Origin of the sequence: Streptomyces spiroverticillatus (assembly GCA_014650415.1) — a bacterium.
Classification (GTDB): Bacteria; Actinomycetota; Actinomycetes; order Streptomycetales; family Streptomycetaceae; genus Streptomyces; species Streptomyces spiroverticillatus.
The window spans coordinates 268,833-292,694 of the sequence record BMUX01000003.1 but is presented as its reverse complement, the minus strand read 5'-3'; the positions used below and the strand labels follow the sequence as shown (position 1 = coordinate 292,694).

Sequence of the window (23,862 nt, the reverse complement as noted above, 5' to 3'; positions counted from 1 at the left end):
CATGCACGCCCAAGAAACCTAGGACCTGCTCGGTTCCCCCTGGGGAGTCTCCGCCGCGATCATGTCCTCCAGTGTCGGAGGCCCGGCGGCGGGCTTCTTCCGGCGGCCCTGCATCCGCGTCACCAGCGGCTCCGTCCAGCGCGCCGCCAGCGGGCCGATGATGACCAGGATCAGGACGTACGCCGTCGCGATCGGCCCGATGCGGGGTTCGGTGGCAACGGCCAGCCCCGCGATGACGATCGAGAACTCGCCGCGCGCGACCAGCGTTCCGCCCGCCCGCAGCCGACCGCGCGGGCCGATTCCGGCGCGCCGGGCCGCGTACCAGCCCGTACCGATCTTCGTCAGGGTCGTGACGACCGCCAGGATCAGGGCCGGGATCAGCACCGGCGGGATGTCCGCCGGGTCCGTCGACAGTCCGAAGAAGACGAAGAAGACGGCGGCGAAGAGGTCGCGGAGCGGGGCGAGGAGTTTGTGTGCGCCCTCCGCGACCTCGCCCGACAGTGCGATGCCGACCAGGAAGGCGCCGACCGCCGCCGACACCTGGAGCTGCTGGGCGACGCCCGCGACCAGCACGGTCAGGCCGAGGACGACGAGGAGCAGCATCTCGGGGTTGTCGGAGGACACCGCCCGGCTGATCAGCCGCCCGTGGCGCAGGGCCGCGTACAGGACGAGTCCGACCGTACCGAGCGAGATGAGCAGCGTGACCGAGCCGCCCGCCAGGCCCACGCCCGCCAGCATCGCGGTGAGGAGGGGCAGGTAGACCGCCATCGCGAGGTCTTCCATGACCAGGACGCCGAGGACGACGGGGGTCTCGCGGTTGCCGAGCCGGCCCAGGTCGGTCATGACCTTGGCGATGACGCCCGACGAGGAGATCCAGGTGACGCCCGCGAGCGCGACCGCGCCGACCGGGCCCCAGCCGAGGATCAGGGCGGCGACCGCGCCGGGGACGGCGTTCAGGAGGAAGTCGACGATCCCGGACGGGTATTGCGTCTTGAGGCTGCTGACCAGCTCACTCGCGCTGTATTCGAGGCCGAGGAGCAGGAGGAGCAGAATCACGCCGATCTCGGCGCCGACGGCGGTGAAGTCCTCGCTCGCGTCGAGGGGTATGAGCCCGCCGTGGCCGAAGGCGAGCCCGGCTATGAGGTAGAGGGGGATGGGGGAGAGGCCGATGCGTCCGGCGAGGCGGCCGATGATGCCGAGGGCGAGGATGACCGCGCCGAGTTCGATGAGGAGGGCGGTGGTGTTGTGCATCGTGGGGTTCCCGTCCGCCTCAGTCGTCGTCGCCGGTCGGGGCGCCCGCGATGATCTCCGCCAGCGCGTCCACGCCCTCGCGCGTGCCGACGGCGACGAGGGTGTCGCCGATGGCCAGCCGGAAGTCCGGCTCGGGGGAGGGGTGGGCGCTGGCCCGGCGCAGCACCGCGACGATCGAGGCGCCGGTACGGGAGCGGGCCTTGGTGTCGCCGAGGAGCTTGCCGCCGTACGGGGACTTGGCGGTGACCGGGATGTGCTCGGTGACCAGGTCGATCCCGTCGGTGCGCACGGCGTCGATGGGGGCGGCGTCCAGCAGGTGGGCGAGCGCGGTGGCCTCGTCCTGGGAGAGCGGGATCGCCTGCTGGCAGGCGTCCGGGTCGTCACGGTCGTAGAAACCGAGGAAGCGGCGGCCGTCGTGGTGGACGACCACGGAGATGTGCCGGCCCTCCTCGGTGGTGAAGTCGTACTGGGTGCCGATGCCGGGGAGGGTGGAGCGGCGGGTTCCCATGGGGTCCTCCAGGGGAGCGGAAACTGATCAACTTTAAGTTTCCATTACCTTACTCCCGCCGGAGTTGTGCGGCTTTATGCGGTTTTACGCTGCTGAAATGCGCGCCCGCGAAGGGGCTCGCGAAGGGGCTCGGGGCGGGGCTCAGGGCTCCACGGCCTCAGGCGAGCGCCAAATGCACCCGCACCCGCTTCCCCCCGGCCATCCGCTGGATGTCGTACCGCGTCACCAGCGCCAGCACCAGCTCCAGCCCGTGCCCCCCGATCCGCTCGGGGTCGGGCGCACCGGGCTGCGGCAGGCTGTCGTCCGTGTCCCAGACGGTGATCTGGAGGTCGGGGCTGCCGGTGCGGTCCCGCTCGATGGAGAGGTCGAGCAGGCAGGGGCCGGGCGCGTACTTCGCCGCGTTCGTCACCAGCTCGCTGACCACCAGCTTGACCGTGCCCGCAGTCCTCGGCGTGACCGGGACGCCGTGCAGCGCCTCGGCCCGTACGAGGAAGTCCTCGGCGAAGTCGCGGGCCTCCCCGATCGTGCCGGGCGCTCCGTCGTAGGTCGCGCTGGCACTGAAGGGGATGGTCACCGTCATTGCCGCTTCCCGCGTCATAAGCATCCGTACCACCCGTCCATGTCGTACACCTGACGTCCCCCGTGATGCCCGGTGCTCTGCTGACGCGCTTTCCCCATCATCGCGTTTTCAGTCATGCGAATTTGGGCGCGGACGGAATTTGCCCCAGGGGCCCTCGAACGGGCTCGGTCAGGGGGTCGAACGGGCGCGGGGCGGCGTCGCTCGTACGGGCGGAGCAGGGGCGGATACGTGTTCCGGGACGCGGTACGGGGGCACACGGGGCCCATGAACAGCCCCATGAACCAGATGAACACCACCACCCTCGCCGCAGGTCCGGGCCCCGAGCTTCCGGTCGCCGCGCAGATCCTGCTCGCGCTGTTCTTCGCGTACGCGGTGCTCAGTACGGCGGCGCGATACGTACGCCGACCCACCGCCTGACGGCTCTGACGCCCGCCGCGCGACGGCTCTGACGCCCTCCGCCTGACGGCCCTAACGCCCGCCCTTCGTCGCCGCCTCCCCCGCCAGCGCCGCGATCTGCGTGCGCGAGGAGAAGCCCAGCTTGGCGAGGATGTGCTCGACGTGCGCGTCCGCCGTCCGCTTGGAGATGACGAGCCGCTCGGAGATCTCCCGGTTGGTCAGCCCCGCCGAGATCAGCGACGCCACCTCCCGCTCGCGCCGGGTGAGGTGGTCCAGCGAGGTGGTGCGGTCGGCCGGGGTCGTGGCGGTCACCGGGCGGGAGGCCCCGGCGAGGGCCAGTTCGACGGCCTGGTCGAGGGTGAGCGGGACGCCCTGGTCGAAGAGCATCCGGAATTCCGGCTCGCCGAGCTGTTTGCGTACGGCCGACTCCACCCGGGAGTGGTCGTCCTGGTAGATCGCCACCCCGATCATCGGTGAGCCGATCTTCCGCCACTGCTCGGAGCAGGTGCCCAGCAGCCAGGCGGCGAGCCGGTGCCGGCCGGTCTCGGCGGAGCCCCAGGCGAGCAGCTCCAGGGAGTTCGTCGCGGCGAACACGTCCCGCAGCTCCAGGCTGGCGTGCAGGGACTCCCGGGCGAGCCGGACGCTCTCGGTCCAGTCGCCGCGCACCCAGGCGGCCATGCCCTTGATGCCGAGCACCTGGCTGGTGATCATGCACTCGCCGACCCCGCCGCTCGGGGCCTCCTTGATCCGCCGCAGCGCCTGGTCGGCGTGGGCGTCGGAGTCGTCGGCACGCCTTATCAGGGCGAAGCAGTAGGCGTTGGCGTAGTGGTAGAGGGCCAGGCCCAGCGGGTCGTCGATCCGTACCAGCCCGGCGAGCGCCTCCGTCAGCGCCTCGCGCCCCTTCTCGATCTCGCCGAACAGCAGGGAGATCCCGCCGAGGTAGCCGAGCGCCAGCATCCGGTCCAGCTCGGAGTTGGCCGCCTGGGCGACCTCCATGGTCTCCGTGAAGCCCGCGTGCGCGACACCCACGTCGCCCTGCATGACCGCCAGCAGACTGCCCCACAGCAGCGCCTGGGAACGCTCCCGCGAGGGCTCCAACTCCTGGGTGAGCCCCTTGTCGAGCCAGTACCGGCCCTCGGTGAAGAGCCCGGCCGTCGACCAGAACGGCCACAGCCGCGCCGCCATCACCAGCGCGGGCCGCACCCCGTCCGGCCTGGACAACGAGTAGTCCAGCGCACTGCGCAAATCGGCGATGTCCCGGTGCAACTGCCAGTACAACGGCACCTGTTCAGCACTGAGCAGCATCTCGAAGAAGTACGAGGCCCGCCCCAGGTAGTGATCCCGATGCCGCCGCCTGCACCGCTCGCGCTCGGCGGAGCTGCACTTGTCGGACCCGTACTCACGAATGGTGTCGAGGAGCCGGTACCGCGCCCCCTCGTCCCCGTCCCGCAGCACCACGGACTTGTCCACGAGCCCTATCAGGTGCTCCAGGATCTCCTCCCGGGGCAGCAGCCCGCCGGAGCTGCCCTCCTGATACGAGTCCTCCCCGTCCTCGTCGTCCGAACACACCTCCTCCACCGCCGTCAGATCGAACGACCCGGCGAAGACCGACAACCGGGCCCACAGCAACTTCTCCTGCGGCGAGCACAGTTCATGGCTCCAGTCGATGGCGGTACGGAGTGTCTGGTGCCGGGGCAGGGCCGCACTGCGCCGCCCCCCGGTGAGCACCTGGAACCGGTGCTCCAGTCGCGCGGTGAGCTGCGCCAACGGCAACGCCCTCAACCGCACCGTCGCCAGCTCAATGGCCAACGGAATCCCGTCGAGCCGATGGCACAACGCCAGCACATCGGCCCGATTCGCCTCACTCACCACGAACCCCGGCACCACGGCAGCCGCTCGCTGCGCGAACAGCTCCACCGCGTCGACGTCCTCCAACGGCGGTACGGGAAGGGTGTGTTCCCCCGGAACGTCCAACGGCTGCCGACTGGTCGCCAGCACCGTCACCCCCGGCGCCTCCCGCAGCAACAAATCCGCCAGCAACGCACACGCATCCAGCAGATGCTCACAGGTGTCGAGTACGAGCAGAACCCGCTGCGCCTCCAGATGCTCGACCACCACGTCCACGACCACCCGCCCCGGCTGCTCGGGCAGCCCCAGCGCGCTCGCCACCGCGCCGGGCAGCAGCTCCGGGTCGTGCAGCGCCGACAGCTCGACCAGCACGACCCCGTCGTCGTAGTCGCCCTTGAGCGACAGCGCCGTACGCAGCGCGAGACGGCTCTTGCCGACGCCGCCCGGTCCGATCAACGTGGCCAGACGCGAGCGCCGCAGCAGTTCCCGGACCTGGTCGAGCTCGGAGACCCGCCCCACGAAGCCGGTCACTTCCACGGGCAGCATGCCGGTGCGTCGGGTGTAGCCGAGTGCCATGTCGCCCCCCACACGCGGTTCTCAATGTGCCTACCAGTGTGGCCCGTTAGGGCATCACGTGTCAGCGTACGGACCGCACGGTGACAGGTCGTGACGGTCCGGGGCAAGACCGCCTCCCGTACGGGGTTCACTCGAACGGAGTACATGGGACGGAAGGTGCCCCGTGGGACGAGAAGGGCCTGATATGGCCGGTGGGGCGGCTCCCCGGCGGTTTCGGGGGCGCTCGCGGAGGGTGCCGGGGCGATCACTGCGGTAGCGCGAGGCCCGGAAGGGACGCGCACTGGACATATGCGCAGGGCACCGACGCTGACTCTGCGCGGAAGGAGACGAGAAGCCCATGACCGCTCCCAACGGCTACACCCCCGAGGACCTGTCCGGCGCGAACGTGGTCGACGCCGAGGGCAACAAGGTCGGGGCCGTGCAGAAGGTCTACCGCGACGACACCACCGGGGAACCGGAGTGGGTCACGGTACGGACCGGTCTGTTCGGCACCAAGGAGACCTTCGTCCCGCTGGCCGGCTCGACCCGTACGGACGGGGGCCTGCGCGTCCCGCACAGCAAGGACGTGATCAAGGACGCCCCGAGGATCGACGTGGACGGCCACCTGGACCGCTCGGAGGAGGGCACGCTCTACCGGCACTACGGGCTGACGGGTCCGGGTGACACGGGCAACGGCTTCGCGGGCCGGGCGGCCGCCGACACGACGTCCGTGACCTCGACGGGCCGCCACGCGGCGGCGACCACCGCTGCGGCGACCACCGCGGCCGCGACGGGCCTCACGGACCGGGCCAAGGCGACGGTCCGCCCGCTGGCCGGCTCGATGTCGGACGGCACGGGCGCGCGCACCCTCGCGGGGGCAGGCGCGGGGACCCGTACCGCGCCCGGTACGACCGGCACCAAGGGCCAGACCGAGGAACTGCTCCTCTCCGAGGAACGCCTGAGCTTCGCCACCGAGGAACACGAATCGGGCCGCGCCCAGCTCCGCAAGCGCGTCGTGACGGAGGACGTCACGAAGTCCGTTGCCGTCAGCCACGAGGAAGTCCGCGTCACCCGCGTCCCCATCACGGACGAGGAACGCCGCACCGGCCGCACGGCCGCCCAGATCGGCGAGGGCCAGGTCGAGGTCGTCCTCCACGAGGAGCGCGCCGTGATGCGCAAGGAGACGGTCCCGGTGGAACGTGTCCGCCTGGAGGTCTACAAGGTCACCGAACAAAAGGAAATGTCCGGCCAAATCCGCAAGGAGGAAGTCGACTTCAACGACGGCGTCCGCGCAAAGCACGCGTCCGACGACCTGGGCGGCCTGGGCAAGCGCTAGCCTCCCCCGGGCAGTCGCCTCCCCCGCGCCCCTCCAGGGGCGCGGGGAACTGCGCGAGCAACCCCCCCACCCAGCCGCGCGGCGAGCGCTTCAGGTGAAGGGGCGGGGCTGGGGCCCTCTTGGCCCAGCAGGCCAGAGCTGAACGCCCGGTACCGGGAAGCGCAAGAGGGCCGAGCCCCGCGCTCAGTGCGGGGGACGTTCCCCCAACTCGTCGTAGAGGAGCGGGGTTTCCCCCAGCAACCCCGTCCGGTACGCCGCCCTCGCCACCAAATGCGCCGCCACCGCACTCGTCAGCAGCTGAAAGAAGGCAACCAGCGCCAACGTCCCCAGATCAAACGCCGAGCGCAGCCTCAACGCCACCCCCGCCAACAGCATCAGCATCCCGAAAGTCTGCGGATTCGTCGCCGCATAGCTCCGCGTGAACACGTCCGGCAGCCGCAGCAGCCCGATCACCCCGGACAGACAGTTCACCGCCCCGATGAACAGCAGGATCGCGCTGATCAGGTCCGCCGCCTTGGACCAGTTGCTCACGTTGCTCATGACGCACGCTCCTCCTCGGCCGTGGGCCGGTCCCGACGGGCGATGAACCGGGCGATGGACACCGAGCTGGTGAAGCCGAGAAAGGCCAGCACCAGCATGATCGACAGGTAGTACCGGGTCTCTGTGAGCGCCGCCTGCACCCCGATCCCCGCGACGATCAGCGCCGACGCGACGTCGATGGACACGGCCCGGTCCAGCATCGAGGGCCCCCGCGCGATGCGGATCAGCAGCAGCGCCCCGGCGAGGGCGAGCACCCCGAGGGCGGCGTTGAGGAGGATGTCGGTGGCCTGGTTCACGGGGCGTCTCCCAAGGAGTCACGTTCGACGGACGGCGGCTCCTGCCGCACCCTCTCCAGTTCGTCCCGCGTCCCGAACGCCCGCACCACCAAACGCTCCAGCCGCCACACACTGGCCCGCGTCCGCGCCACGTTCTCCGGATCATCGGCATCACTGACGTGCAGATACAGCGTGGCCGTCACAGCATTCACCTCGATGAGCGCCCCACCCGGCACGCTGGACACGGCCACAGCGGTCGCCGCCAGCATCAGATCCGTACGGCACCGCAACGGCACCCGCACCACCGCCGCCGGCCCGACCCGCCCCGACCAGGCGAGCAGGGCGACCTTGTGACTGGCGGCGATGATGTCGTGCAGCAGGTACTTGGCCAGCAGCAGGATCCCCAACGGCCGCAGCCTCAAGCCGAGTTCGACGGGCGGCAGGGGAAACAGAACACACAGCACCACGGCCACGACCACCCCACTGATCAGATTCCCCCAGGTCGCCCCCGACCACAGCAGCATCCAAATGACGGTGAGCCAGGCGATCAGCGGCAGATCGATCCGCCCCCGCCGCCCGCAGGGGACCGGCTGGTCGTCGCTCATGATCCGAGCACCGCCTCGATGTAGGGCGTACGGGCGAGGAGTTCGGCCGCACCGCGGTCGGCGACCCCGACCAGGGGCGTCGCGAGGAAGGTGTACGCGAGCCCGAGCAGTACGGCTGCCACGGTCGCGCCGGTGGTGAGCCGGGGCACGGCCCGCTCGGGGGCCTTCTGCGGAGGGGCCAGGACGAGGGTGGCGTTCCTGCCCAAGGGGGGCGGTTCGGCGCGGACCGGGTCGGGTGCGGCGTCCGGCTCCGGCGCGGTCCGCCAGAAGGCCAGATTCCACACCTTGGTGACGACGTACAGCGTGAGCAGGCTGGAAACCATCACGAAGCCGATCGCGACGTACGCCCAGTTCCCCCCGTCCTCCACCCCGGCCCGGATCAGCCCCAGCTTGCCGAGGAACCCGGACAGCGGCGGAATCCCGGCAAGACTCATCGCCGGCACGAACCACAGCACCGCGATCAACGGCGCCGACCGCACCGCCCCGCCCAACCGCGTCAACTCGGTCGTCCCGTACCGCTGTTCAAGCAGCCCGCACGCCAGGAACAGCGTCGTCTGTACGGTGATGTGGTGCGCGGTGTAGACGATCGCCCCGCTGATCCCGGCCGCACTGCCGAGCGCCAGCCCGTACAGCATGAAGCCGATGTGGCTGACGAGGGTGAACGACAGCAGCCGCTTGAGGTCGGTCTGCGCGACCGCGCCGAGGATCCCGATCAGCATGGACGCGCAGGCCACGGTCATGAGGATGGCGGAGAGCCGGTTGCCGGGGAAGAGCAGGGTCTCGGTGCGGATCATGCAGTACACGCCGACCTTGGTCAGCAGTCCCGCGAAGACGGCGGTGACGGGCGCGGGCGCCGTCGGATACGAGTCCGGCAGCCACGCCGCGACGGGGAAGACGGCGGCCTTCACCCCGAAGACGGTCAGCAGCAGCGCCTCCGACAGCGTCCGAATGCCGATCGGCAAGTCGCCCAGCGCAATGGCCAGTTGGGCGAAGTTGACGGTGCCGGTGGCGGCGTACGTCAGGGCGATGCCGACCAGGAAGACCAGCGAGGACGCGAGGGAGACGATCACGTACGTGGACCCGGCGCGCAGCCGCGCCTCATTGCTCGCCACGGTGATGAGCACGAAGCTCGCCATCAGCATGATCTCGAAGCCCACGTACAGATTGACCAGGTCCCCGGCGAGGAAGGTCAACGAGACGCCCGCGATGAGGACTTGATACGCGGGGTGGAAGAACGTGATCGCCCGGGGCCCCCGCGCCCGCCCCTCCTGCCCCATCGCATACAGCAGCACGAGCAGCGTGACGGCCCCCGACACGGTCAGCATGAGCGCGGACAGCCGGTCGGCGACCAGCGTCACGCCGAGCGGCGGCGCGAAGTCGCCGAGATGGACGACGAGGGGCCCGTTCCGGTCGGCCTGGACGAGCAGGATGACGTCGACGGCCAGCACGGTGGCGAGCATGGCGACGGAGGCGATGCGCTGCAACGCGATGAGCCGGGGCCCGACGGCGACGGACCACCCGCAGAAGGCGATGGGCAGCACGACGGGCAGGGGGACAAGGGCATTCACCGGGACTCCTCTTCGGCGGCCGGGGGGTCCTGGGGGTCGTGCGGGTCCTGCGGGGGCGGGGGAGCCTGCGGGTCCGGCGAGTTCCGAGGCCCCTGCGGACCCGGGGCATCCTGTTCGGCCTGCGGTCCACGGGGAGCCTGCGCGTCTGGTGCGGTGCGCATGGCCCGGCGGCCCTGAGGCCCCGAGGTGTCCCGTTCGGCCTGCGGGCCCGGCTCCGGGCGCGCGGCCCGCGGGGCGTCCGGGGCGTCCGGGGCGTCCGGGGCGTCCGGGGCGTCCGGGGCGCTCGGAGCGTCCGGAGCATCCGGGGCCCCAGGGGCACCCCCCGGCCCCTCCGGCACGCCCTCCGGCACCGGATCCGCCCCCAGCACGTCGTCCCACCGGTCGTCCGCGTAGTCGCCCGCCCGCGCCTGGTACGCCCGGTCGTTGCGTAGCAGGCGCCTCTGCTCGCGCCAGAGTTCGCGCCAGGCCCCTCGTGCGGTGCGCCGGTCGGTTCCCCGGGCGCGGGCCTTGGCCCGCAGCCTGCGGCGCTGCGAGGCGAGTTCGGCGCGCAGGGCCACCCGGCGGTCCGAGATGTCGTCCGGGACGAAGTCCGACCCGGTGAGCTGCGTGCTCCGGTACGCCATCGCGAGGACGAACGCCGTCGTGCCCAGCGTGATGACCACCGCCGTCAGCACGATGGCCTGCGGGAACGGGTCGCTCACCGTGTCGTGCCCCACCCCCGGGTAGAGGAGCGGAGGCGCCCCCGCCTGCCCGCTTCCGGCGAGCACGAACAGGTTGACCCCGTTCCCGGAGATGATCACGCCCATCAGGACCCGGGTGAGGCTGCGGGTCAGGACGAGGATGCTGCCCACGAAGGTCAGCACGACGGCACAGGCGAGCAGTGTGGCGCTGACGGTCACGAGGTCTCCTCCGGGGTGAGGGGGCGGGCCGAGGCGCGTGCGGCGACCTCGTTCTCGGCCCCCTGGTCCATCCACGCCCCGATTGCCCGGACCGTGTCCAGGACGACGCCGGTGACCAGGAAGTACACGCCGATGTCGAAGAGGACCGAGGTACCGGCGTGCCATTCGCCGATGAGCGGCAGATGCCCGTGCCAGGACCACGAGTGCAGCACCGTCCCGCCGAAGAACAGCCCGGCGAGCGCGACCGTGGTCGACAGCGCCAGCCCGAGCCCGACGAAGAAGCCCGCATGGAAACCGGTCGCCGCCTCCAACTCGTGGCGCCCACCGGCGAGGTAACGGATCGTCAGGGCGATGCCGGCGACCAGTCCGCCGACGAATCCTCCGCCCGGCAGGTTCTCCGCGCAGAAGAGCAAGTACACGGACAGCATCAGGATCGGGTGGAAGATCAGCCGGGCGACGACCTCGAAGACCACCGACCGGTGCCGGGGGTCGGTCGCGCCCCCGGCGGCCAGCCAGGACCGTTCCGGTGCGGCCAAGTCGTAGGGAGAGGGCTCGTGTTCGGCCCGTACGGCTTCGGGCGGTGTGTACCGCCGCCACGCGCCCGGCGCGTCCGGGTCCTCCTGCCCGCTGTCGGTGAACAGCAGGCTGGTCACCCCGGCGACGGCCGCCGCCAGCACGGCGGACTCGCCGAGCGTGTCCCAGGCCCGGAAGTCGACCAGGATCGTGGCGACGACGTCCTTGAGGCCGTGTTCGGCGGTCGCCTCGACCATGGCCGCCCCGATCGGGGTTCCCGTGCGCGCCGCTGCCGCCAGCCAGACCGCGACCGCCGCGACCAGGCTGCTGACCAGCGCGATGACCAGCCCCGACATCCGCCGGTGCCGCCGCTGGACGGGGTCGCCGAAGAACAGGGGCAGCCTGCGCAGTACGAGCACGAGCACCACCGTCGACACGGTCTCGACCCCGAACTGGGTGAGCGCGAGGTCGGGCGCGCCGTGGACGACGTACAGCAGAGCCGTCCCGTACCCGGTGAGCCCGGCGAGCACGGCCGCCTGCATCCGCCGCTGCACCCGCAGGCACAGCAGGGCGCAGGCGCAGGTCAGTACGGCGACGACGGCCTGCCAGGGGGAGTCCCAGAGGCGGGGCGCGGGCGGGGAGTCCTGCCAGGGCCGGTCGACGGCGAGGACGGCGAGCAGGCCCCAGACCATGACGCCGAGGACGGTGGCGACGTACGCGGGCAGCGAGCCCTTCTGGACGTAGCCGGTGAGCTGGAGGGAGGCGCGTTCGAGCCCGAGCACGGTCCCGTCGAAGGCGCGCTCGGCGGAGGGCCAGGCCAGCGCGGATCCGAGCCGCGCGACGGGCTCGCGGAGGAGGAAGAGGGCCGTGCCGAGGGCCCAGGCGAGGGCGGAGAGGCCGAGGGTCGTGCCGAAGCCGTGCCAGAGGGCGAGGTGGTACGGCTGCTCGGGCACGGGGTACTGGGCGGCGTACCGCTCGAAGAGCCCGGCGGGCCACCCGATGCCCGGCCCGAGGACGAGACACGCCAGGGCGAGCAGGGCGGGCGGGGCGAGGAAGGCGGCGGAGACGCGGTGGACGTGGGTGTCGGGCAGCCCCGGCTTGCGCGCGAAGGCCCCCCACAGGAACCGCAGCGTGTACGCGGTCGTGAGCGCCGACCCGAGCACGACCAGCGCGAGCACCCACCGCTCCCCGGCGGTCCCCTCCAGCAGCGCCTCGAACGCGGCCTCCTTGGCAACGAACCCGAGCATGGGCGGCAGCGCGATCATCGACATCCCGGCGACGACGGCCACCGCGCACACCCACGGAAGCGCCCGCCCCACCCCCGACAGTTTCCGCAGGTCCCGCGTCCCGGTGGCGTGGTCCACGATCCCGGTGACGAGGAAGAGCGGGGCCTTGAAGAGGGCGTGCCCGAGGATCATCGCGACGGCTGCAAGCCCGGTGTTGTACGACCCGGCTCCCGCCAGCACCACCAGGAACCCCAGCTGGCTGACCGTCCCGTACGCCAGCACTAGCTTCAGGTCGTTCTGCCGCAGCGCATGCCACCCGCCGAGCAGGAGCGTGGCCGAACCGAGGGTGAGCAGGAGCGGCCGCCAGGGCGTGACCTCGGCGAAGGCGGGCGCGAGCCGGGCGACGAGGTACACCCCGGCCTTCACCATCGCCGCCGCGTGCAGGTAGGCGCTGACGGGTGTGGGGGCGGCCATCGCGTTGGGCAGCCACAGGCTCAGCGGCCAGATCGCCGACTTGGCGATGGCTCCGCAGAGGATGAGCACGAGGGCGACGGAGAGGGCGGTGCTGGGGGCCGGGGGCTGGTCCAGGATCTTCGAGATCCGGTACGTCCCGGCCTCCTCCCCGACCATCAGGAACCCCACGAACATGGCGAGCCCGCCGACGGTGGTGACGGTGAGGGCCTGGAGTGCGGACCGCCGCCCGCCCCGCTTCTCGGAGTCGTACCCGATGAGCAGGAACGACAGGACGGTCGTCAGCTCCCAGAACAGGTACAGCACCATGAGGTCGTCGGCGAGGACCAGCCCCAGCATGGCGCCCGCGAACCCGAGCAACTGCCCGCCGAACGGCCCGAGTCGGGGCTCCCCCGCCTCGAAGTAACTCACGCAGTACAGCAGTACCAACGCACCGATCCCGGCTGCCAGCAGCACCATCAGCAGCGACAGCGCATCGAGCCGGAACGCGACCTCGACCCCGTACCCCTCGATCCAGGTCCACGCCTCTTCCGCGGGTTTCCCGTCCACCACCTCCCCCCAGTGGGAGAGGGCCCACCCGAGGGCGACGGCCGGCGGGACGGCGAGCAGCACGAAGGCGCGCGGCCCCGTCCGCCGGACGAGAGGGGCTGCGCAGAGCGCGACGACGAAATGGGCGAGGACCAAAAAGGTCATAAACGCACAATTACCAGCGCAAATCCCCCCACCCCCCTCCAACACGCCGCCCGCCCAGGCGGGCACCGCCCGGGCAGCCCTCCCCTCCCTCTCCCTCGCCCCCTTGGGCGGCGGGGCCGCCCCCCGGGGGCGGGACGGGCGGGCAAGGGGGCGGCCCCTCCCGCTTCCGGCGGGCCCCGGTTCCCTCCGGCCAAGCCCCGGCGCCGGGGGCGCGTCGCCGCAGGGCCCCGCCCCACCCCGGCACGGGCCCACCCGATGGGCCCCGCCCCGCCCCGGCTCCGGCCCACCCCGTGGACACCGCCCCACCCACCCCCGTACCGCCCCCTGGGGCTACCCCCACCCCCGACTCACCTGCCCGCCCGATGGGCCCACCCGCCCCACCCCAAATACCTTCCACCCATGTCCACTTACCGCTCGAAGAGCCTCCTCCTCGCCCTCTCCACCGCCGCCGCGCTGAGCACCCTGACCGCCACCCCGAGCGCCCAGGCAGCCGAAGCTGCCACCCCGCAACCCACCCTCACCTGGACCCCCTGCGCCCGCCCCGACCTCGGCGGCCCCACCACCCAGGAGTGCGCCACCCTCTCCGTCCCCGTAGATCACGCCGACCCCACCGGACCCCGCCTCGACCTCGCCGTCTCCCGGGTCCGCAGCGAGGACCCCGCCAAGCGGCGCGGAGCCCTCCTCGTCCTGGCCGGCGGGCCCGGCGGCTCCGGGGTCCAGCGCCTCACCCAGCGGGGCACGAAGCTGCGGGCGCAGCTCGGCGACACGTACGACCTCGTCGCCCTCGACCCCCGAGGCACCGGCAAGAGCACCCGCGCCGACTGCCAACTCCCGGCCTCCGACCGCCACTTGACGACCCTCCGCTCCTGGCCCGCCCCCGACGGCAGCATCGACGCCAACATCGACCGTTCCCGCCGCACCGCCGATCTCTGCGCCCGCAACGGCGGCCCGGTCCTGCGCAGCCTGACCACCGCCAACCAGGTCCGCGACATGGACCTCTTCCGCCGCGCCCTCGGCGAGCAGAAGCTGTCGGCCTGGGGGACGTCGTACGGGGCGTACGCGGCGGCCGTCTACGCCCAGAAGTTCCCGCACCGTACGGACCGCTGGGTGCTGGACAGCGTCGCCGACCCGGACCCGAAGCGGCTCGCCCAGACCTGGATGCGCAACACCGGACAGGCGGTCGAGGACGCCTTCCCCGCCTTCGCGGCCTGGGCCTCCGACCCGGCGCGGGGCGCGGACCGCCTCGCCGAACACCCCTCCGCCGTACGCCCGTTGATCCTCTCCCTCGCCGTCCGCCTCGACCGCACCCCGAAGGAGTCTTCCGTCCCCGGTACCCCCCTCACCGGCAACCACCTCCGCCAGGCCCTCCAGAACTCCCTCTACGGCGAGGCCAATTACCTCCCCCTGGCCCGGCTGATCGCCGCCGCGTCGAGTACGGACCCGAAGGTCAAGCCCGTACTCACCCCCGACATCGCGGGCCCCCTCCCGGACGCCGACGCCGCGACCACCATCGGGGTGATCTGCAACGACGTCCGCTGGCCCGCAGGCCCGGGCACGACCGCCGCCTACCGCCGCGCCGTCCGGGCCGACCGCACCCGCTACCCCCTGACGGCGGGCTTCCCGGCCAACATCACCCCGTGCTCCTACTGGAAGTGGACCCCGGCCGAAAAGCCCACCCGGATCACCTCCTCCGGCCCCTCCAACATCCTCGTCGTCCAGAACCGCCGCGACCCCTCGACCCCGTACTTCGGGGCCCTGAAGATGAGGGAGGCGCTGGGGGAGCGGGCGCGGCTGGTGAGCGTGGACAAGACGGGCCACGGGTCGTACCTGGGCACGGGCAACGCGTGCGGCGACGCACGGGTCACGGCGTTCCTGACGACGGGCGTCCGCCCGGCCGCCGACACCTCCTGCTGACGCTGAGGGGGGCGGGGCCGTGCCCCTTCAGGTGCGCGGGGCTGCATCGATGTGCGGCGGCTCCGCAGCGTGGGCGGGCCCAGCCATCCACTCCAGCGCCCCGGAAGGTCCCCGGGCCTATTCCAGCCCCGACACCCGGAACACCGCCCGCGCCGTCTCCCCGTCCACCCGCTCCCCGAGCCGCCTCAGCTCCGCCGTCCCACAGCGGAGCGTCCCCGCCCGGGAGGCCCGCGCCCCCTCGTCGACCAGCCGCCACAGCTGCGGGTTCGCCACCAGCACCCTCGGGTCCAGCTCGACCCGGCCGCCCTCCGCGTCCCGCAGGACGACCCGCCCCGCGACCCCTTCCGCCCAGCGCACGGCGACCAGGCGGTCCGTCCGTACGACACGTTCGCCCAGCACCCCGCGCACGGACACCCACCCGGCCCCCGCCGTCACCCGCACCGGCACCAGGATCACCAGCACCACCAGCGCCAGCCCGACCCACACTGCCGTCCGCGCCCAACTCGACGCCTCCGCACTCGCGTCGACCACCAGCAGCATCGCCAGGAACGCCCCTGCGCACCGCAGCGCGTGCCGCACCGCATCGGCCCATTCCGCGTCGTACGCGGTCTCGCCGAGAGGTCCTCCATCGGCTCCCATAAACGGAGGTTAAGCGCGAAACCCGTACCCCTCGACGGGAGTTGACGCTTCACTGACGAATACCGCCAACTCCTGCCCGTACCTTGATGCGTGCTTGACGCAAGCCGACCACGCTCGCCGCACGGGCGACGTCCGCCGCACACGCCACGCCTGTGGCACGGGCGACGTCCGCCGCACGGACCTCGCCCGCGGCGCAGGCGACGTCCGCCGCTCTAGACCTTCCCCGTCACGACCGGCGTCCCGGTCCCCTCAAGCCCCCACTCGCTCCACGAGCCGTCGTACACCGACACCCGTTCCCCGTGCCCGGCGAGCTCCGCCCCGAGCGCCAGCACGCACGCGGTGACGCCGGACCCGCAGCTCACCACCAGCCGGCCGTCCCCCGGGGCGAGCGCGTCGAACCGCTCCCGCAGCGCCGCCGCCGGAAGCATCCGCCCCTCCCCGTCCTGAAGCTCCCCGAACGGGAGGTTCACCGCCCCCGGCATGTGCCCGCCCCGCAGCCCGGCCCGCGGCTCCGGCTCCGTACCGGCGAACCGTCCGCGCGACCGCGCATCGAGGACCCGGACCCCGGACGCGCCGTCCAACGCCTCCCGCACGTCCTCCAGCCCGAGAAAGGCACCGGGAGCGAGGCGTGCAGCGAAGTCCCCCTCCCGCTCCGGGACTTCACCCGGCTCCGCACTCGTGGGTCCACCCGCAGCCACCCACGCCGGGAGGCCACCGTCCAGCACCGCCACCCGCTCGAACCCGGCCGCCCGCAACATCCACCAGGCACGGGCGCTGGAGTAGATCCCGGCGGCGTCGTACACGACCACCTGATCCCCCGCCCGAATCCCCAACTCCCGCACCCGCTCGCCGAACTGCTCCTCCCCGAGCATGGTGTGGGGGACCGCACTGCCCCCGTCCGACATCTCACCGTCGATGTCGAAGACGAGCGCACCGGGAATCCACGGGCCCTTCCGCCGATGCGCCCCCACGGACGCGTCCAGCACCACAACCCCCTCACCCCCCACCCGCTCCAGCAACCACTCAACCCCCACCAGCGCACCACTGCTCACTTCTGCCCCTCCCCATCCACTGCATCCACTGCATCCATCCCGTCCTCGGGCGTCCACCGCGCCCCGTACGGCATCAAATCCTCGATCACCACACTGCGTACGCCCTCGGCGGTGGGCAGCAGCACCCGGATCCCGGGGTGGTAGTCGAGCAGCACCTGCCGATCCCGCCCGCACGGGCCGACCGGCCCCCGCCCACCGTCCCCCACCGCGACGATCGTCGTCAGCCCGCGCGCCCCGGACGCCCGCGCATGCCCGAGCGCGACCAGTTCGGCGCAGGGCCCGCCGGTGAAGTGGTAGAGGTTGATCCCGCCGTACATCCGCCCGTCGGCCGCGCGCACGGCGGCGCCCATGGTGTGAATCCCCGCCTCACCGTCCCCGTGCGCATCGACAATGCGCCGCGCGTACGCGACGAGCTCGACCTCGTCACCGTCCAGCTCCCTCGCCGATCCCACGTTCCAGTCCATGATCCGCATGCTACGGAACCGGCGGGCTGCCCTCGCGAGGATTTCCGGGGCGAGCCGAGGGGTCACGGGGAGCGCCAGGAGCCCCCCTCACCAGCAACCCCCTCACCCCACCAGCAACCCCCTCACCACCCCCACCCCCTCCACATCCCCCACCCCCTTGTCCTCCCGGTACCTCACCACCCGCGCGAACCTCAGCGTCACCCCCGCCGGATACCGCGTCGACCTCTGCACCCCGTCGAAGGCGATCTCCACCACCAGCTCCGGCCGCACCCGCACCCCCCACGGCTCCTCCGACACGGCCAGCTCCTTCAACCGAGCCGTCTGCCACGCCAGCACTTCATCCGTCAGCCCCTTGAACGTCTTGCCGAGCATCACGTACGACCCGTCCTCGCCCCGCGCCCCCAGATGCAGGTTCGACAGCCACCCGGTCCGCCGCCCGCTGCCCCACTCGGCCCCCAACACCACCAGATCCAGGGTGTGTACGGGCTTCACCTTCACCCAGGACGCCCCCCGCCGCCCCGCCCGGTACCCCGCGTCGAGCCCCTTCACGACGACCCCCTCGTGCCCCCGCGCCAGCACCTCCCGCTGAAACTCCTCCGCCGCCCCCAGGTCCTCCACCGGACCGATCCGCCGCACCCTCAACTCCGCATCCCCCACCACCCGTTCGAGCACCGCCCGCCGCTCGGCGTCCGGCGTCGCGAGGAGGTCGCGGCCCTCCTCGTACAGCACATCGAAGAAGACCGGCGTGAGCGGCACCCCCACCGGAACCCCGTCCGCCCCGACCCCGCTGCCCACCCGCCCCGACGTCTCCTGGAACGGCCGCGGCCGCCCGTCCTCCCCGACCGCGAGCAACTCCCCGTCCAGCACCAGATCCCCACCAGGGAGCGCCCGTACGACCTCCACCACCTCCGGAACCCGCTCTGTCATCTCCACGAGCGTCCGACTGAACACCCGCACCTCACCCCCACCACTCCTGTGCACCTGAATCCGCACCCCGTCGAGCTTCTCCTCGACCGCACAGCCCCCGGCCCCGACCCGCTGCACCGCCTCCGCCAGCGTCTTCGCGCTCTGCGCCAGCATGGGCAGCACCGGCCGTCCCACCTCCAGGCGGAATTCACTCAGCTCGCCGCCCCCGGCCAGCACCCGCGCCACCTCCCCGAGCGACCCCCCGAGCATGAGCGCCTGCCGTACGCCCTCCACGGGAGCCCCGTACGCCTGCGCCAACGCCTCCACCGCGACGGCATCCAACGCCCCCTGCCGCACTTCCCCCCGGATCAGCGGCACCAGAAACGCCCGCTCCTCCTCCGTCGCCGCCCCCAGCAACGCGTCCACCAGCCGCTTCCGCTCGGCCCGCGCCCCCTTCCCACTCACGCCCGCAAGCTCCTCCAACGCCGCATCCACCTCCCCCACCTCCAGCGAAGCCGCCTCAGCGGGCCCGGCAGCGTCCTTCAGCACCCCCCACCCCACCCCGACCCACCGCTGCGGCAGCCTCCCGGACAAATACGTCACCACCAACGCGACCTCACCCACCCCCGCCGCCCGAAAGACCTCCGCCAATACCCCCACCTTCTCCGTACGCCCCGAAACGGCCCCGACCCTCCGGGAAGCCCTCGCCACCTCGTCGAACCTCACACGCCCTCCCGACCGCACACCACGGACAGACCACCACCGGCCCTCCCCCGATCGTCCCGCCCACCGGCGAACCCCGCACGGCACAGACCCCCACCCGGCGGCATCCCGCCCTGCCCCCGCGCCGCTATGCCGGTCCGGAGGCGCCCCCTGAATGCCAGCCGGCTGAGCCCCGAATCCCCGCCGGCCCAACGGCCTCGGCCCGGCCCGGCCCCGGCGTCAGGTCCGCGCGCGGAGGGCGAACAGGCGGTTGACCAGCCCGTCGAGGCCGTCACCACCTTGCGCTGACATCGACCGCCGGACTTGGTACGCGCACCACATACGGTCCCCGCTCACCTGCCGGTCGTCACGGGAACGTCGACGAAGTCGGTCACGAGCTTGATGAACGCGTCCTCCTGCTCGAAGAGCATGACGTGGCCCGCGTCGATCTCGGCGTAGGAGCTGTCCCGGATCGCGGCATGGAGCGCGCGGCTGTGCTCGACGGGGACGGTGATGTCCTGGGTGCCTCCGACGACGAGGGTCGGGGCGTCGATACGGGGCAGCAGGGACCGGATGTCCACCCGGAGGTCGTACGCGATGTGGCGCAGGGTGCCGGGGGTGGGCTGCATGTTGGGGATGAGGGCCTCGAACTGTTCGCGGCCGACGGCGTTGAGGAAGCCGCGGCTGAAGCCGGTCATCGCCACCGCGCGGCCGAAGGAGGCGGGGTCGGAGGTGCCGAGGTCCTGCCAGAGGGTGAAGAGGCTGCGCAGGTACTCGTCGCTGTCGGTTTGGGCCCACCCGGCGACGAGCACCAGCCGCCGGACCAGGTCCGGCCGGAGGGCGGCGACGGTCGCGGCGACGGTGGAGCCCATCGAGAAGCCGAGCAGGTCGACCGGCCCGTCCGCCGCGTCCACCGCGTCCTCGATGACGGCGATGACCTGGGCGGCGAGCCCTTCCGCGGTCAGCGGGGCGCCGTCGTCCGCGGTGGCCTCGGTGCCGGAGAGGTCAGGGGCGATCACCGTACGGTGCGCGGCGAACCGGGGTGCGGTGCTTCCCCAGTTGAGGGCGGCACCGGCCGAGCCGGTTCCGTGGACCAGGACGAGGGCGGGGCCCGAGCCGGTCTTCTCGTAGTGGACCTGCGCGCCGTTGACGTTGACGATGGCCATGGAATGCTCCCTGTCGGTGAGTTGACCGGGGCATCCGTGCTCCGGCCGGACCAACAGTGCCGTCGCCCGGCAAGGGCCGGGAGAGACCTCCTTACCCTGGGATCGGCAGTCCCTGGTTGGGCCCGCGGGCATCCGGCAGGATGACGCCATGAAGATCGACCGCGAGGCACTCGCTGATTTCCTGCGCCGCTCCCGCGACCGGGTGAGCCCCCAGGAAGCGGGCCTTCCGGCCGGGCCCCGTCGCCGTACCCCGGGGCTGCGCCGCGAGGAGGTCTCCCAGCTCGCGGGCATGTCCGCCGACTACTACACCCGCCTCGAACAGGCCCGCGGCCCGCAGCCCTCGCCGGAGATGCTCGCCGCCCTGGCCCGCGCCCTGCGGCTGTCCGAGGACGAACGCGACCACCTCCACCTCCTCGCCGGCCGTCGCCCGCCCGCTTCCCGTACCTCGGGCGACCACGTCAACCCGGCGCTGCTGCACCTGCTGGACCAGCTGCCGGCCACCCCGGTCCAGATACTCGGCGACCTGGGCGACGTCCTCGCGCAGAACCCCATGGCAGAAGCCCTGTTGGGCGGGGTGTGCACGGTGTCGGAGCACGGGCGCAACGTGGTCTGGCGCTGGTTCACGGACCCGGCCCAGCGCGTCGCGTACCCGCCGGAGGAGCACGCGTACTACAGCCGCCTGCACGTGGCGGACCTGCGGGCGGCCGTGGGCCGCCGCACCGGCGACCCGGCCGCGACCCGCCTGGTGGACCGCCTGAAGGCGGCCTCCAACGAATTCACCACCCTCTGGGACCTGCACGAGGTCGCCGTACGCCGGGCAACCCGCATGCGTGTCCTGCACCCCCTGATCGGCCCGGTCGACCTGGACTGCCAGGTCCTGCTCGCCCCGGAGGGCGACCAGCGCGTGGTCCTCCACACTCCCCCCGTCGGCACCGACACCGCCGAACGCCTCGCCCTCCTCAAGATCGTGGGCACGGGCCAGTTCACGCCCTCCGGCTGAGGTCTGCCGCCATGCGGAACAACAACAAAGCCCCGGGCCGCTGGCCTGGGGCTTTTGTGCTTGGCGCGACGCGAGTGACGGGTGGGCCCTGCACTCCCCTCCGTCAGGCGGGCTGCGGGGTGGGGGCTGCCGGGGAGGTCGCGGCCTTGCGGGTTTCGCGGAGGGTCAGCAGGCCGGTTGCCGCGATGAACGCCGAGGTCAGGCCGTGTATGCCGAACGCGGCAGCAGGGGAGCCGTCGTGGGCCAGTACGTTGATCATGTCCCCGAACGGGGCGACCGCCTCCATCAGCAGGACCCATCCCAGCGCGCGGCGTTGGCCCGTCAGCAGCAGGATGCCGACGACCAGGCCCATCGCGAGTTCGCGGGTGCCCTTCATGATGAGGAAGCCGTCGTCGTTGCCGCCGGACCAGGTCGGCAGGCCGACGCCTTCCGTGGATGCCTCGGGGGCCAGGACGAAGGTCAGCCCGAGGTAGAGGACGAACAGGGCGCAGATGGCGGCCAGGACGGTGTTGATCTTCTTCAGTGCCATGACGTTTCTCCTTTGACGCTCAGGGTGGTGTGGGGGCAGGGGGGGGCGGCGGGAACCAGCCGGGGGCGGCCGGTTCGGCTTCGCCGCTGCCGGTGGTGGCGGGGTCCCGCCACCACCGGCGAAGTCGCGTTCCGTTGGGCCGTCATGGGCCTTACGACCCGGTGCCGCCCGGAGTGAGGATTTCCATGAGGTGCCCGTCGGGGTCGCGAAAGTAGGTGCCCCTGCGGCCTGTGCGGTGCTTGCTGCGATAGATCTGCCCGTCCTGTTGGCAGGAGGGATCGCCGTAGTGGGTGATTCCGCCGTGCTCGATGCGGGCGAGGGCGGCGTCGAACTCCTGCTCGCTGAGGGTGAAGGCGTAGTGGTGCGGTTCGAAGTCGTCCAGCCGGTCGTAGTCCAGGCTGACCTGGTTGGCCAGAGTGACCGGCGTGAAGTGGGCGACCGGCGGATCGACGTCCAGACCGAGGATTCCGGCCAGGAACCGCGCCGAGGCCAGCGGGTCACGGGCGGGGACGATGGTGTGGTTCAGTTCCGCAGGCATGGGGGCTCCTTGTCAGGGACGGGCTTACGGGTGGTGGGTCGGCCGGACGTCTCGGCGGCCCGCCATGGTCGGGTTGCGTGACCGCCCGGGGAGGGGGCAGGGCTTCTCCGGCCGCTCTCCGCCGACCCCCGACTGCGGCCACCGTCATACGTCGATCTGCTCGAAGATGTGCGGGTAGGACACGACGTCGTCGGGGAACTCCGCGGCCATGCGCTGGAACTCCGGGCTGCCGATCGCCGTGGCCAGGGCTTCGGTCGACTCCCAGACCGCGACGTTCATCAGCAGCCGGCTCCCTGCCGTCCCCCGGTGCATCCGCAGGGAGACGAATCCCGGCTGGGCCTCCATGAACTCCGCCTGCCTCCGGAACAGGGGCAGGAAAGCTTCGGCCGTCTCCTGCGGGACCAAGAAGGTGTTGGCCAGGACGATGGGCCCGGTCTTCTCCTTGAACTGCGCGAACATCGGCGTCATCGGGTCCAGGCTCTGGATCGTGGCCATCTCCGGCACTTCCTCTCACTGGGGTCACTCAACAGGCGTCGCCAGAACGGAACTTCAGCGGCTGCCGCCAGGTCAACGCTCGTATGCCAACACCTGTTGGCGAACGCTTGTTGGCAAACGTAGAGTCGCGGCCCTGGACTGTCAACACTTGTTGGCATACGTTTGTTGGCATGACCGGCACCACGGAGAACCAGCAGCCCGCGCGGCGTTCCGACGCCACCCGCGCCTCGATCCTCACCGCGGCCCGCGAGCGCTTCGCGGCGGACGGCTACGAGAAGGCGACCATCCGGGCCATCGCGCGCGACGCGAAGATCGACCCGTCCATGGTGATGCGCTACTACGGCAACAAGGCGGGCCTGTTCGCGGAAGCCGTCGCCGTCGACCCCGGGCTGCCCGGCCTGTCCGTCGAACCGGGCGACACCGTCGGCCGCACCCTGGTGCGCCACTTCCTCACCCTCTGGGAGGGGAACGAGGGGTTCACCGCACTGATGCGGGTCGGCGCCACCGACCCGGCCGCCGCCGAGCGCATGCAGTTCGTGCTGCGCGACCAACTGATCCCGCTGGCCCGCCGACTCGGCCCCGACCCGGAGCAGGCGCCGGCACGGGCGGCACTGTGCGCCTCGACCGTGCTGGGTCTCGCGCTGACGCGCTACGTGCTGCGGTTCCCGGAGAGCGTGGCGCTCGACCCCGAGGAGATCGTGGACTGGCTCGGACCCACAATCCAGCGATACCTCACCGCACCCACGCCCTGAACAACGCGAAAACTCGCCAGGCAACAAAGAAACCCCCAGGCCGCCGGCCTGGGGGTTTCGCGTGTACTGCGCGGAGCGGGTGACGAGAATCGAACTCGCGCTCTGAGCTTGGGAATCACCCTGGACTTCGATCACAGAAGGGCTTCTGACCTGCGTAAACGTCGTCCAGTGCTTGTCGTGGGCGCTGCATGTGAGCACCGGTATTGACCGTTGTTCACCGCTCCGACTGGCACGTTACGGCACGAGCATCAAGCAGCGTTTGGGGTGACCGTCGGGGCTGTGGGGTCGGCCTGATCCTCCTTCCGGGTGGACTTGACGACGGGGACTCTCTTGGGCCGGAGCGTCCAGCTGGTACCGCATTGGGCCGGCTGCACACAGCTGGCCGCCGAGCCCATCCATCAGGTCTTCTGTGTCCTTGACAGAGCAGGAGAGCACATCGAA

General features: G+C 71.8%; 23 protein-coding genes. 5 read left to right on the top strand and 18 right to left on the bottom strand.

Going from position 1 to position 23,862, the window contains the following annotated elements; genetic code table 11:
* Nucleotides 1-18: 18 nt before the first annotated feature.
* From IE269_RS09555 to IE269_RS09545, 3 genes are all read right to left on the bottom strand, one after another.
* Nucleotides 19-1,251, bottom strand: coding sequence for a cation:proton antiporter (locus IE269_RS09555; RefSeq protein ID WP_189822386.1), 1,233 nt, complete (start codon nt 1,249-1,251; stop codon nt 19-21).
* A 19-nt stretch (nt 1,252-1,270) separates the two neighbouring features.
* Nucleotides 1,271-1,759 (bottom strand): cation:proton antiporter regulatory subunit, encoded by a 489-nt coding sequence (locus IE269_RS09550; protein ID WP_189822385.1) that lies wholly within the window; start codon nt 1,757-1,759, stop codon nt 1,271-1,273.
* A gap of 157 nt (nt 1,760-1,916) precedes the next feature.
* A complete protein-coding gene (locus IE269_RS09545; RefSeq protein WP_189822384.1) occupies nt 1,917-2,339 on the bottom strand; it encodes an ATP-binding protein in 423 nt (140 codons plus the stop codon).
* Nucleotides 2,340-2,603: 264 nt separating this feature from the next.
* On the opposite strand from IE269_RS09545, the gene IE269_RS09540 reads away from it, so the two are divergent.
* Entirely contained in the window at nt 2,604-2,756 is a 153-nt protein-coding gene (locus IE269_RS09540) for a hypothetical protein (protein ID WP_189822383.1), read from the top strand.
* A gap of 51 nt (nt 2,757-2,807) precedes the next feature.
* On the opposite strand, the gene IE269_RS09535 is transcribed toward IE269_RS09540, so the two are convergent.
* A complete protein-coding gene (locus IE269_RS09535) occupies nt 2,808-5,159 on the bottom strand; it encodes an ATP-binding protein (protein ID WP_189822382.1) in 2,352 nt (783 codons plus the stop codon).
* A 337-nt stretch (nt 5,160-5,496) separates the two neighbouring features.
* Here IE269_RS09535 and IE269_RS09530 point away from each other — a divergent pair, with 337 nt between their 5' ends.
* A complete protein-coding gene (locus tag IE269_RS09530) occupies nt 5,497-6,474 on the top strand; it encodes a PRC and DUF2382 domain-containing protein (protein ID WP_189822381.1) in 978 nt (325 codons plus the stop codon).
* 183 nt (nt 6,475-6,657) lie between these two features.
* Here IE269_RS09530 and mnhG read toward each other — a convergent pair whose 3' ends face one another.
* From mnhG to IE269_RS09500, 6 genes are read right to left on the bottom strand one after another with little or no spacing between them, the layout of a single operon-like run.
* Nucleotides 6,658-7,014 (bottom strand): monovalent cation/H(+) antiporter subunit G, encoded by a 357-nt coding sequence (mnhG, locus tag IE269_RS09525; RefSeq protein ID WP_189822380.1) that lies wholly within the window; start codon nt 7,012-7,014, stop codon nt 6,658-6,660.
* The gene (locus IE269_RS09520) at nt 7,011-7,310 is read right to left on the bottom strand and encodes an MrpF/PhaF family protein (protein WP_229897516.1); all 300 of its coding nucleotides are present in this window, start codon (nt 7,308-7,310) and stop codon (nt 7,011-7,013) included. The genes mnhG and IE269_RS09520 overlap by 4 nt, the downstream gene beginning before the upstream one ends.
* Nucleotides 7,307-7,894, bottom strand: coding sequence for a Na+/H+ antiporter subunit E (locus IE269_RS09515; protein WP_189822379.1), 588 nt, complete (start codon nt 7,892-7,894; stop codon nt 7,307-7,309). The genes IE269_RS09520 and IE269_RS09515 overlap by 4 nt, the downstream gene beginning before the upstream one ends.
* Nucleotides 7,891-9,462: a Na+/H+ antiporter subunit D gene (locus tag IE269_RS09510; protein ID WP_189822378.1), complete on the bottom strand. Its 1,572-nt coding sequence runs from the start codon at nt 9,460-9,462 to the stop codon at nt 7,891-7,893. The genes IE269_RS09515 and IE269_RS09510 overlap by 4 nt, the downstream gene beginning before the upstream one ends.
* On the bottom strand, nt 9,459-10,361 hold the full coding sequence (locus IE269_RS09505) for a Na(+)/H(+) antiporter subunit C (protein ID WP_189822377.1): 903 nt from the start codon (nt 10,359-10,361) through the stop codon (nt 9,459-9,461). Before IE269_RS09505 ends, IE269_RS09510 begins: the two co-directional genes overlap by 4 nt.
* Nucleotides 10,358-13,264, bottom strand: coding sequence for a Na+/H+ antiporter subunit A (locus tag IE269_RS09500; protein WP_189822376.1), 2,907 nt, complete (start codon nt 13,262-13,264; stop codon nt 10,358-10,360). The genes IE269_RS09505 and IE269_RS09500 overlap by 4 nt, the downstream gene beginning before the upstream one ends.
* Before the next feature lie 399 nt (nt 13,265-13,663).
* Here IE269_RS09500 and IE269_RS09495 point away from each other — a divergent pair, with 399 nt between their 5' ends.
* Nucleotides 13,664-15,178 (top strand): alpha/beta hydrolase, encoded by a 1,515-nt coding sequence (locus IE269_RS09495; RefSeq protein ID WP_189822375.1) that lies wholly within the window; start codon nt 13,664-13,666, stop codon nt 15,176-15,178.
* A 117-nt stretch (nt 15,179-15,295) separates the two neighbouring features.
* Here the strand turns inward: IE269_RS09495 and IE269_RS09490 are convergent, their stop codons facing one another.
* The 5 genes from IE269_RS09490 to IE269_RS09470 all read right to left on the bottom strand — a co-directional run bounded on the left by IE269_RS09490 (nt 15,296) and on the right by IE269_RS09470 (nt 20,107).
* The gene (locus IE269_RS09490; RefSeq protein ID WP_189822374.1) at nt 15,296-15,817 is read right to left on the bottom strand and encodes a hypothetical protein; all 522 of its coding nucleotides are present in this window, start codon (nt 15,815-15,817) and stop codon (nt 15,296-15,298) included.
* A gap of 212 nt (nt 15,818-16,029) precedes the next feature.
* Entirely contained in the window at nt 16,030-16,869 is an 840-nt protein-coding gene (locus IE269_RS09485; RefSeq protein ID WP_189822373.1) for a sulfurtransferase, read from the bottom strand.
* Nucleotides 16,866-17,333, bottom strand: coding sequence for a cytidine deaminase family protein (locus IE269_RS09480; RefSeq protein WP_189822372.1), 468 nt, complete (start codon nt 17,331-17,333; stop codon nt 16,866-16,868). The genes IE269_RS09485 and IE269_RS09480 overlap by 4 nt, the downstream gene beginning before the upstream one ends.
* Nucleotides 17,334-17,435: 102 nt before the next feature.
* A complete protein-coding gene (locus tag IE269_RS09475; RefSeq protein ID WP_189822371.1) occupies nt 17,436-18,965 on the bottom strand; it encodes an ATP-dependent DNA ligase in 1,530 nt (509 codons plus the stop codon).
* Nucleotides 18,966-19,294: 329 nt separating this feature from the next.
* Nucleotides 19,295-20,107, bottom strand: coding sequence for an alpha/beta fold hydrolase (locus tag IE269_RS09470; protein WP_189822370.1), 813 nt, complete (start codon nt 20,105-20,107; stop codon nt 19,295-19,297).
* Between the two features lie 148 nt (nt 20,108-20,255).
* On the opposite strand from IE269_RS09470, the gene IE269_RS09465 reads away from it, so the two are divergent.
* Entirely contained in the window at nt 20,256-21,107 is an 852-nt protein-coding gene (locus IE269_RS09465; RefSeq protein WP_189822369.1) for a helix-turn-helix transcriptional regulator, read from the top strand.
* A gap of 103 nt (nt 21,108-21,210) precedes the next feature.
* Here the strand turns inward: IE269_RS09465 and IE269_RS09460 are convergent, their stop codons facing one another.
* The 3 genes from IE269_RS09460 to IE269_RS09450 form a co-directional block, all read right to left on the bottom strand.
* Entirely contained in the window at nt 21,211-21,636 is a 426-nt protein-coding gene (locus tag IE269_RS09460; protein WP_189822368.1) for a DUF4267 domain-containing protein, read from the bottom strand.
* A 151-nt stretch (nt 21,637-21,787) separates the two neighbouring features.
* Nucleotides 21,788-22,174 carry a VOC family protein gene (locus IE269_RS09455; RefSeq protein ID WP_189822367.1) on the bottom strand — a complete coding sequence of 129 codons (387 nt, stop codon included), beginning with the start codon at nt 22,172-22,174 and terminating at the stop codon, nt 21,788-21,790.
* A 144-nt stretch (nt 22,175-22,318) separates the two neighbouring features.
* Nucleotides 22,319-22,669, bottom strand: a complete 351-nt coding sequence (locus IE269_RS09450) for an antibiotic biosynthesis monooxygenase family protein (RefSeq protein ID WP_189822366.1) — start codon at nt 22,667-22,669, stop codon at nt 22,319-22,321.
* Nucleotides 22,670-22,839: 170 nt separating this feature from the next.
* Between IE269_RS09450 and IE269_RS09445 the strand changes: the two genes are divergently transcribed.
* The gene (locus IE269_RS09445) at nt 22,840-23,421 is read left to right on the top strand and encodes a TetR/AcrR family transcriptional regulator (RefSeq protein WP_189822365.1); all 582 of its coding nucleotides are present in this window, start codon (nt 22,840-22,842) and stop codon (nt 23,419-23,421) included.
* Nucleotides 23,422-23,862 lie beyond the last annotated feature (441 nt).

Coding starts and splice junctions, on each gene's coding strand:
- IE269_RS09555 (WP_189822386.1), bottom strand. CDS start 1,251: ATGCACAACACCACCGCCCTCCTCATCGAACTCGGCGCGGTCATCCTC.
- IE269_RS09550 (WP_189822385.1), bottom strand. CDS start 1,759: ATGGGAACCCGCCGCTCCACCCTCCCCGGCATCGGCACCCAGTACGAC.
- IE269_RS09545 (WP_189822384.1), bottom strand. CDS start 2,339: ATGACGGTGACCATCCCCTTCAGTGCCAGCGCGACCTACGACGGAGCG.
- IE269_RS09540 (WP_189822383.1), top strand. CDS start 2,604: ATGAACAGCCCCATGAACCAGATGAACACCACCACCCTCGCCGCAGGT.
- IE269_RS09535 (WP_189822382.1), bottom strand. CDS start 5,159: ATGGCACTCGGCTACACCCGACGCACCGGCATGCTGCCCGTGGAAGTG.
- IE269_RS09530 (WP_189822381.1), top strand. CDS start 5,497: ATGACCGCTCCCAACGGCTACACCCCCGAGGACCTGTCCGGCGCGAAC.
- mnhG (WP_189822380.1), bottom strand. CDS start 7,014: ATGAGCAACGTGAGCAACTGGTCCAAGGCGGCGGACCTGATCAGCGCG.
- IE269_RS09515 (WP_189822379.1), bottom strand. CDS start 7,894: ATGAGCGACGACCAGCCGGTCCCCTGCGGGCGGCGGGGGCGGATCGAT.
- IE269_RS09500 (WP_189822376.1), bottom strand. CDS start 13,264: ATGACCTTTTTGGTCCTCGCCCATTTCGTCGTCGCGCTCTGCGCAGCC.
- IE269_RS09495 (WP_189822375.1), top strand. CDS start 13,664: ATGTCCACTTACCGCTCGAAGAGCCTCCTCCTCGCCCTCTCCACCGCC.
- IE269_RS09490 (WP_189822374.1), bottom strand. CDS start 15,817: ATGGGAGCCGATGGAGGACCTCTCGGCGAGACCGCGTACGACGCGGAA.
- IE269_RS09480 (WP_189822372.1), bottom strand. CDS start 17,333: ATGGACTGGAACGTGGGATCGGCGAGGGAGCTGGACGGTGACGAGGTC.
- IE269_RS09470 (WP_189822370.1), bottom strand. CDS start 20,107: ATGGCCATCGTCAACGTCAACGGCGCGCAGGTCCACTACGAGAAGACC.
- IE269_RS09465 (WP_189822369.1), top strand. CDS start 20,256: ATGAAGATCGACCGCGAGGCACTCGCTGATTTCCTGCGCCGCTCCCGC.
- IE269_RS09460 (WP_189822368.1), bottom strand. CDS start 21,636: ATGGCACTGAAGAAGATCAACACCGTCCTGGCCGCCATCTGCGCCCTG.
- IE269_RS09455 (WP_189822367.1), bottom strand. CDS start 22,174: ATGCCTGCGGAACTGAACCACACCATCGTCCCCGCCCGTGACCCGCTG.
- IE269_RS09450 (WP_189822366.1), bottom strand. CDS start 22,669: ATGGCCACGATCCAGAGCCTGGACCCGATGACGCCGATGTTCGCGCAG.
- IE269_RS09445 (WP_189822365.1), top strand. CDS start 22,840: ATGACCGGCACCACGGAGAACCAGCAGCCCGCGCGGCGTTCCGACGCC.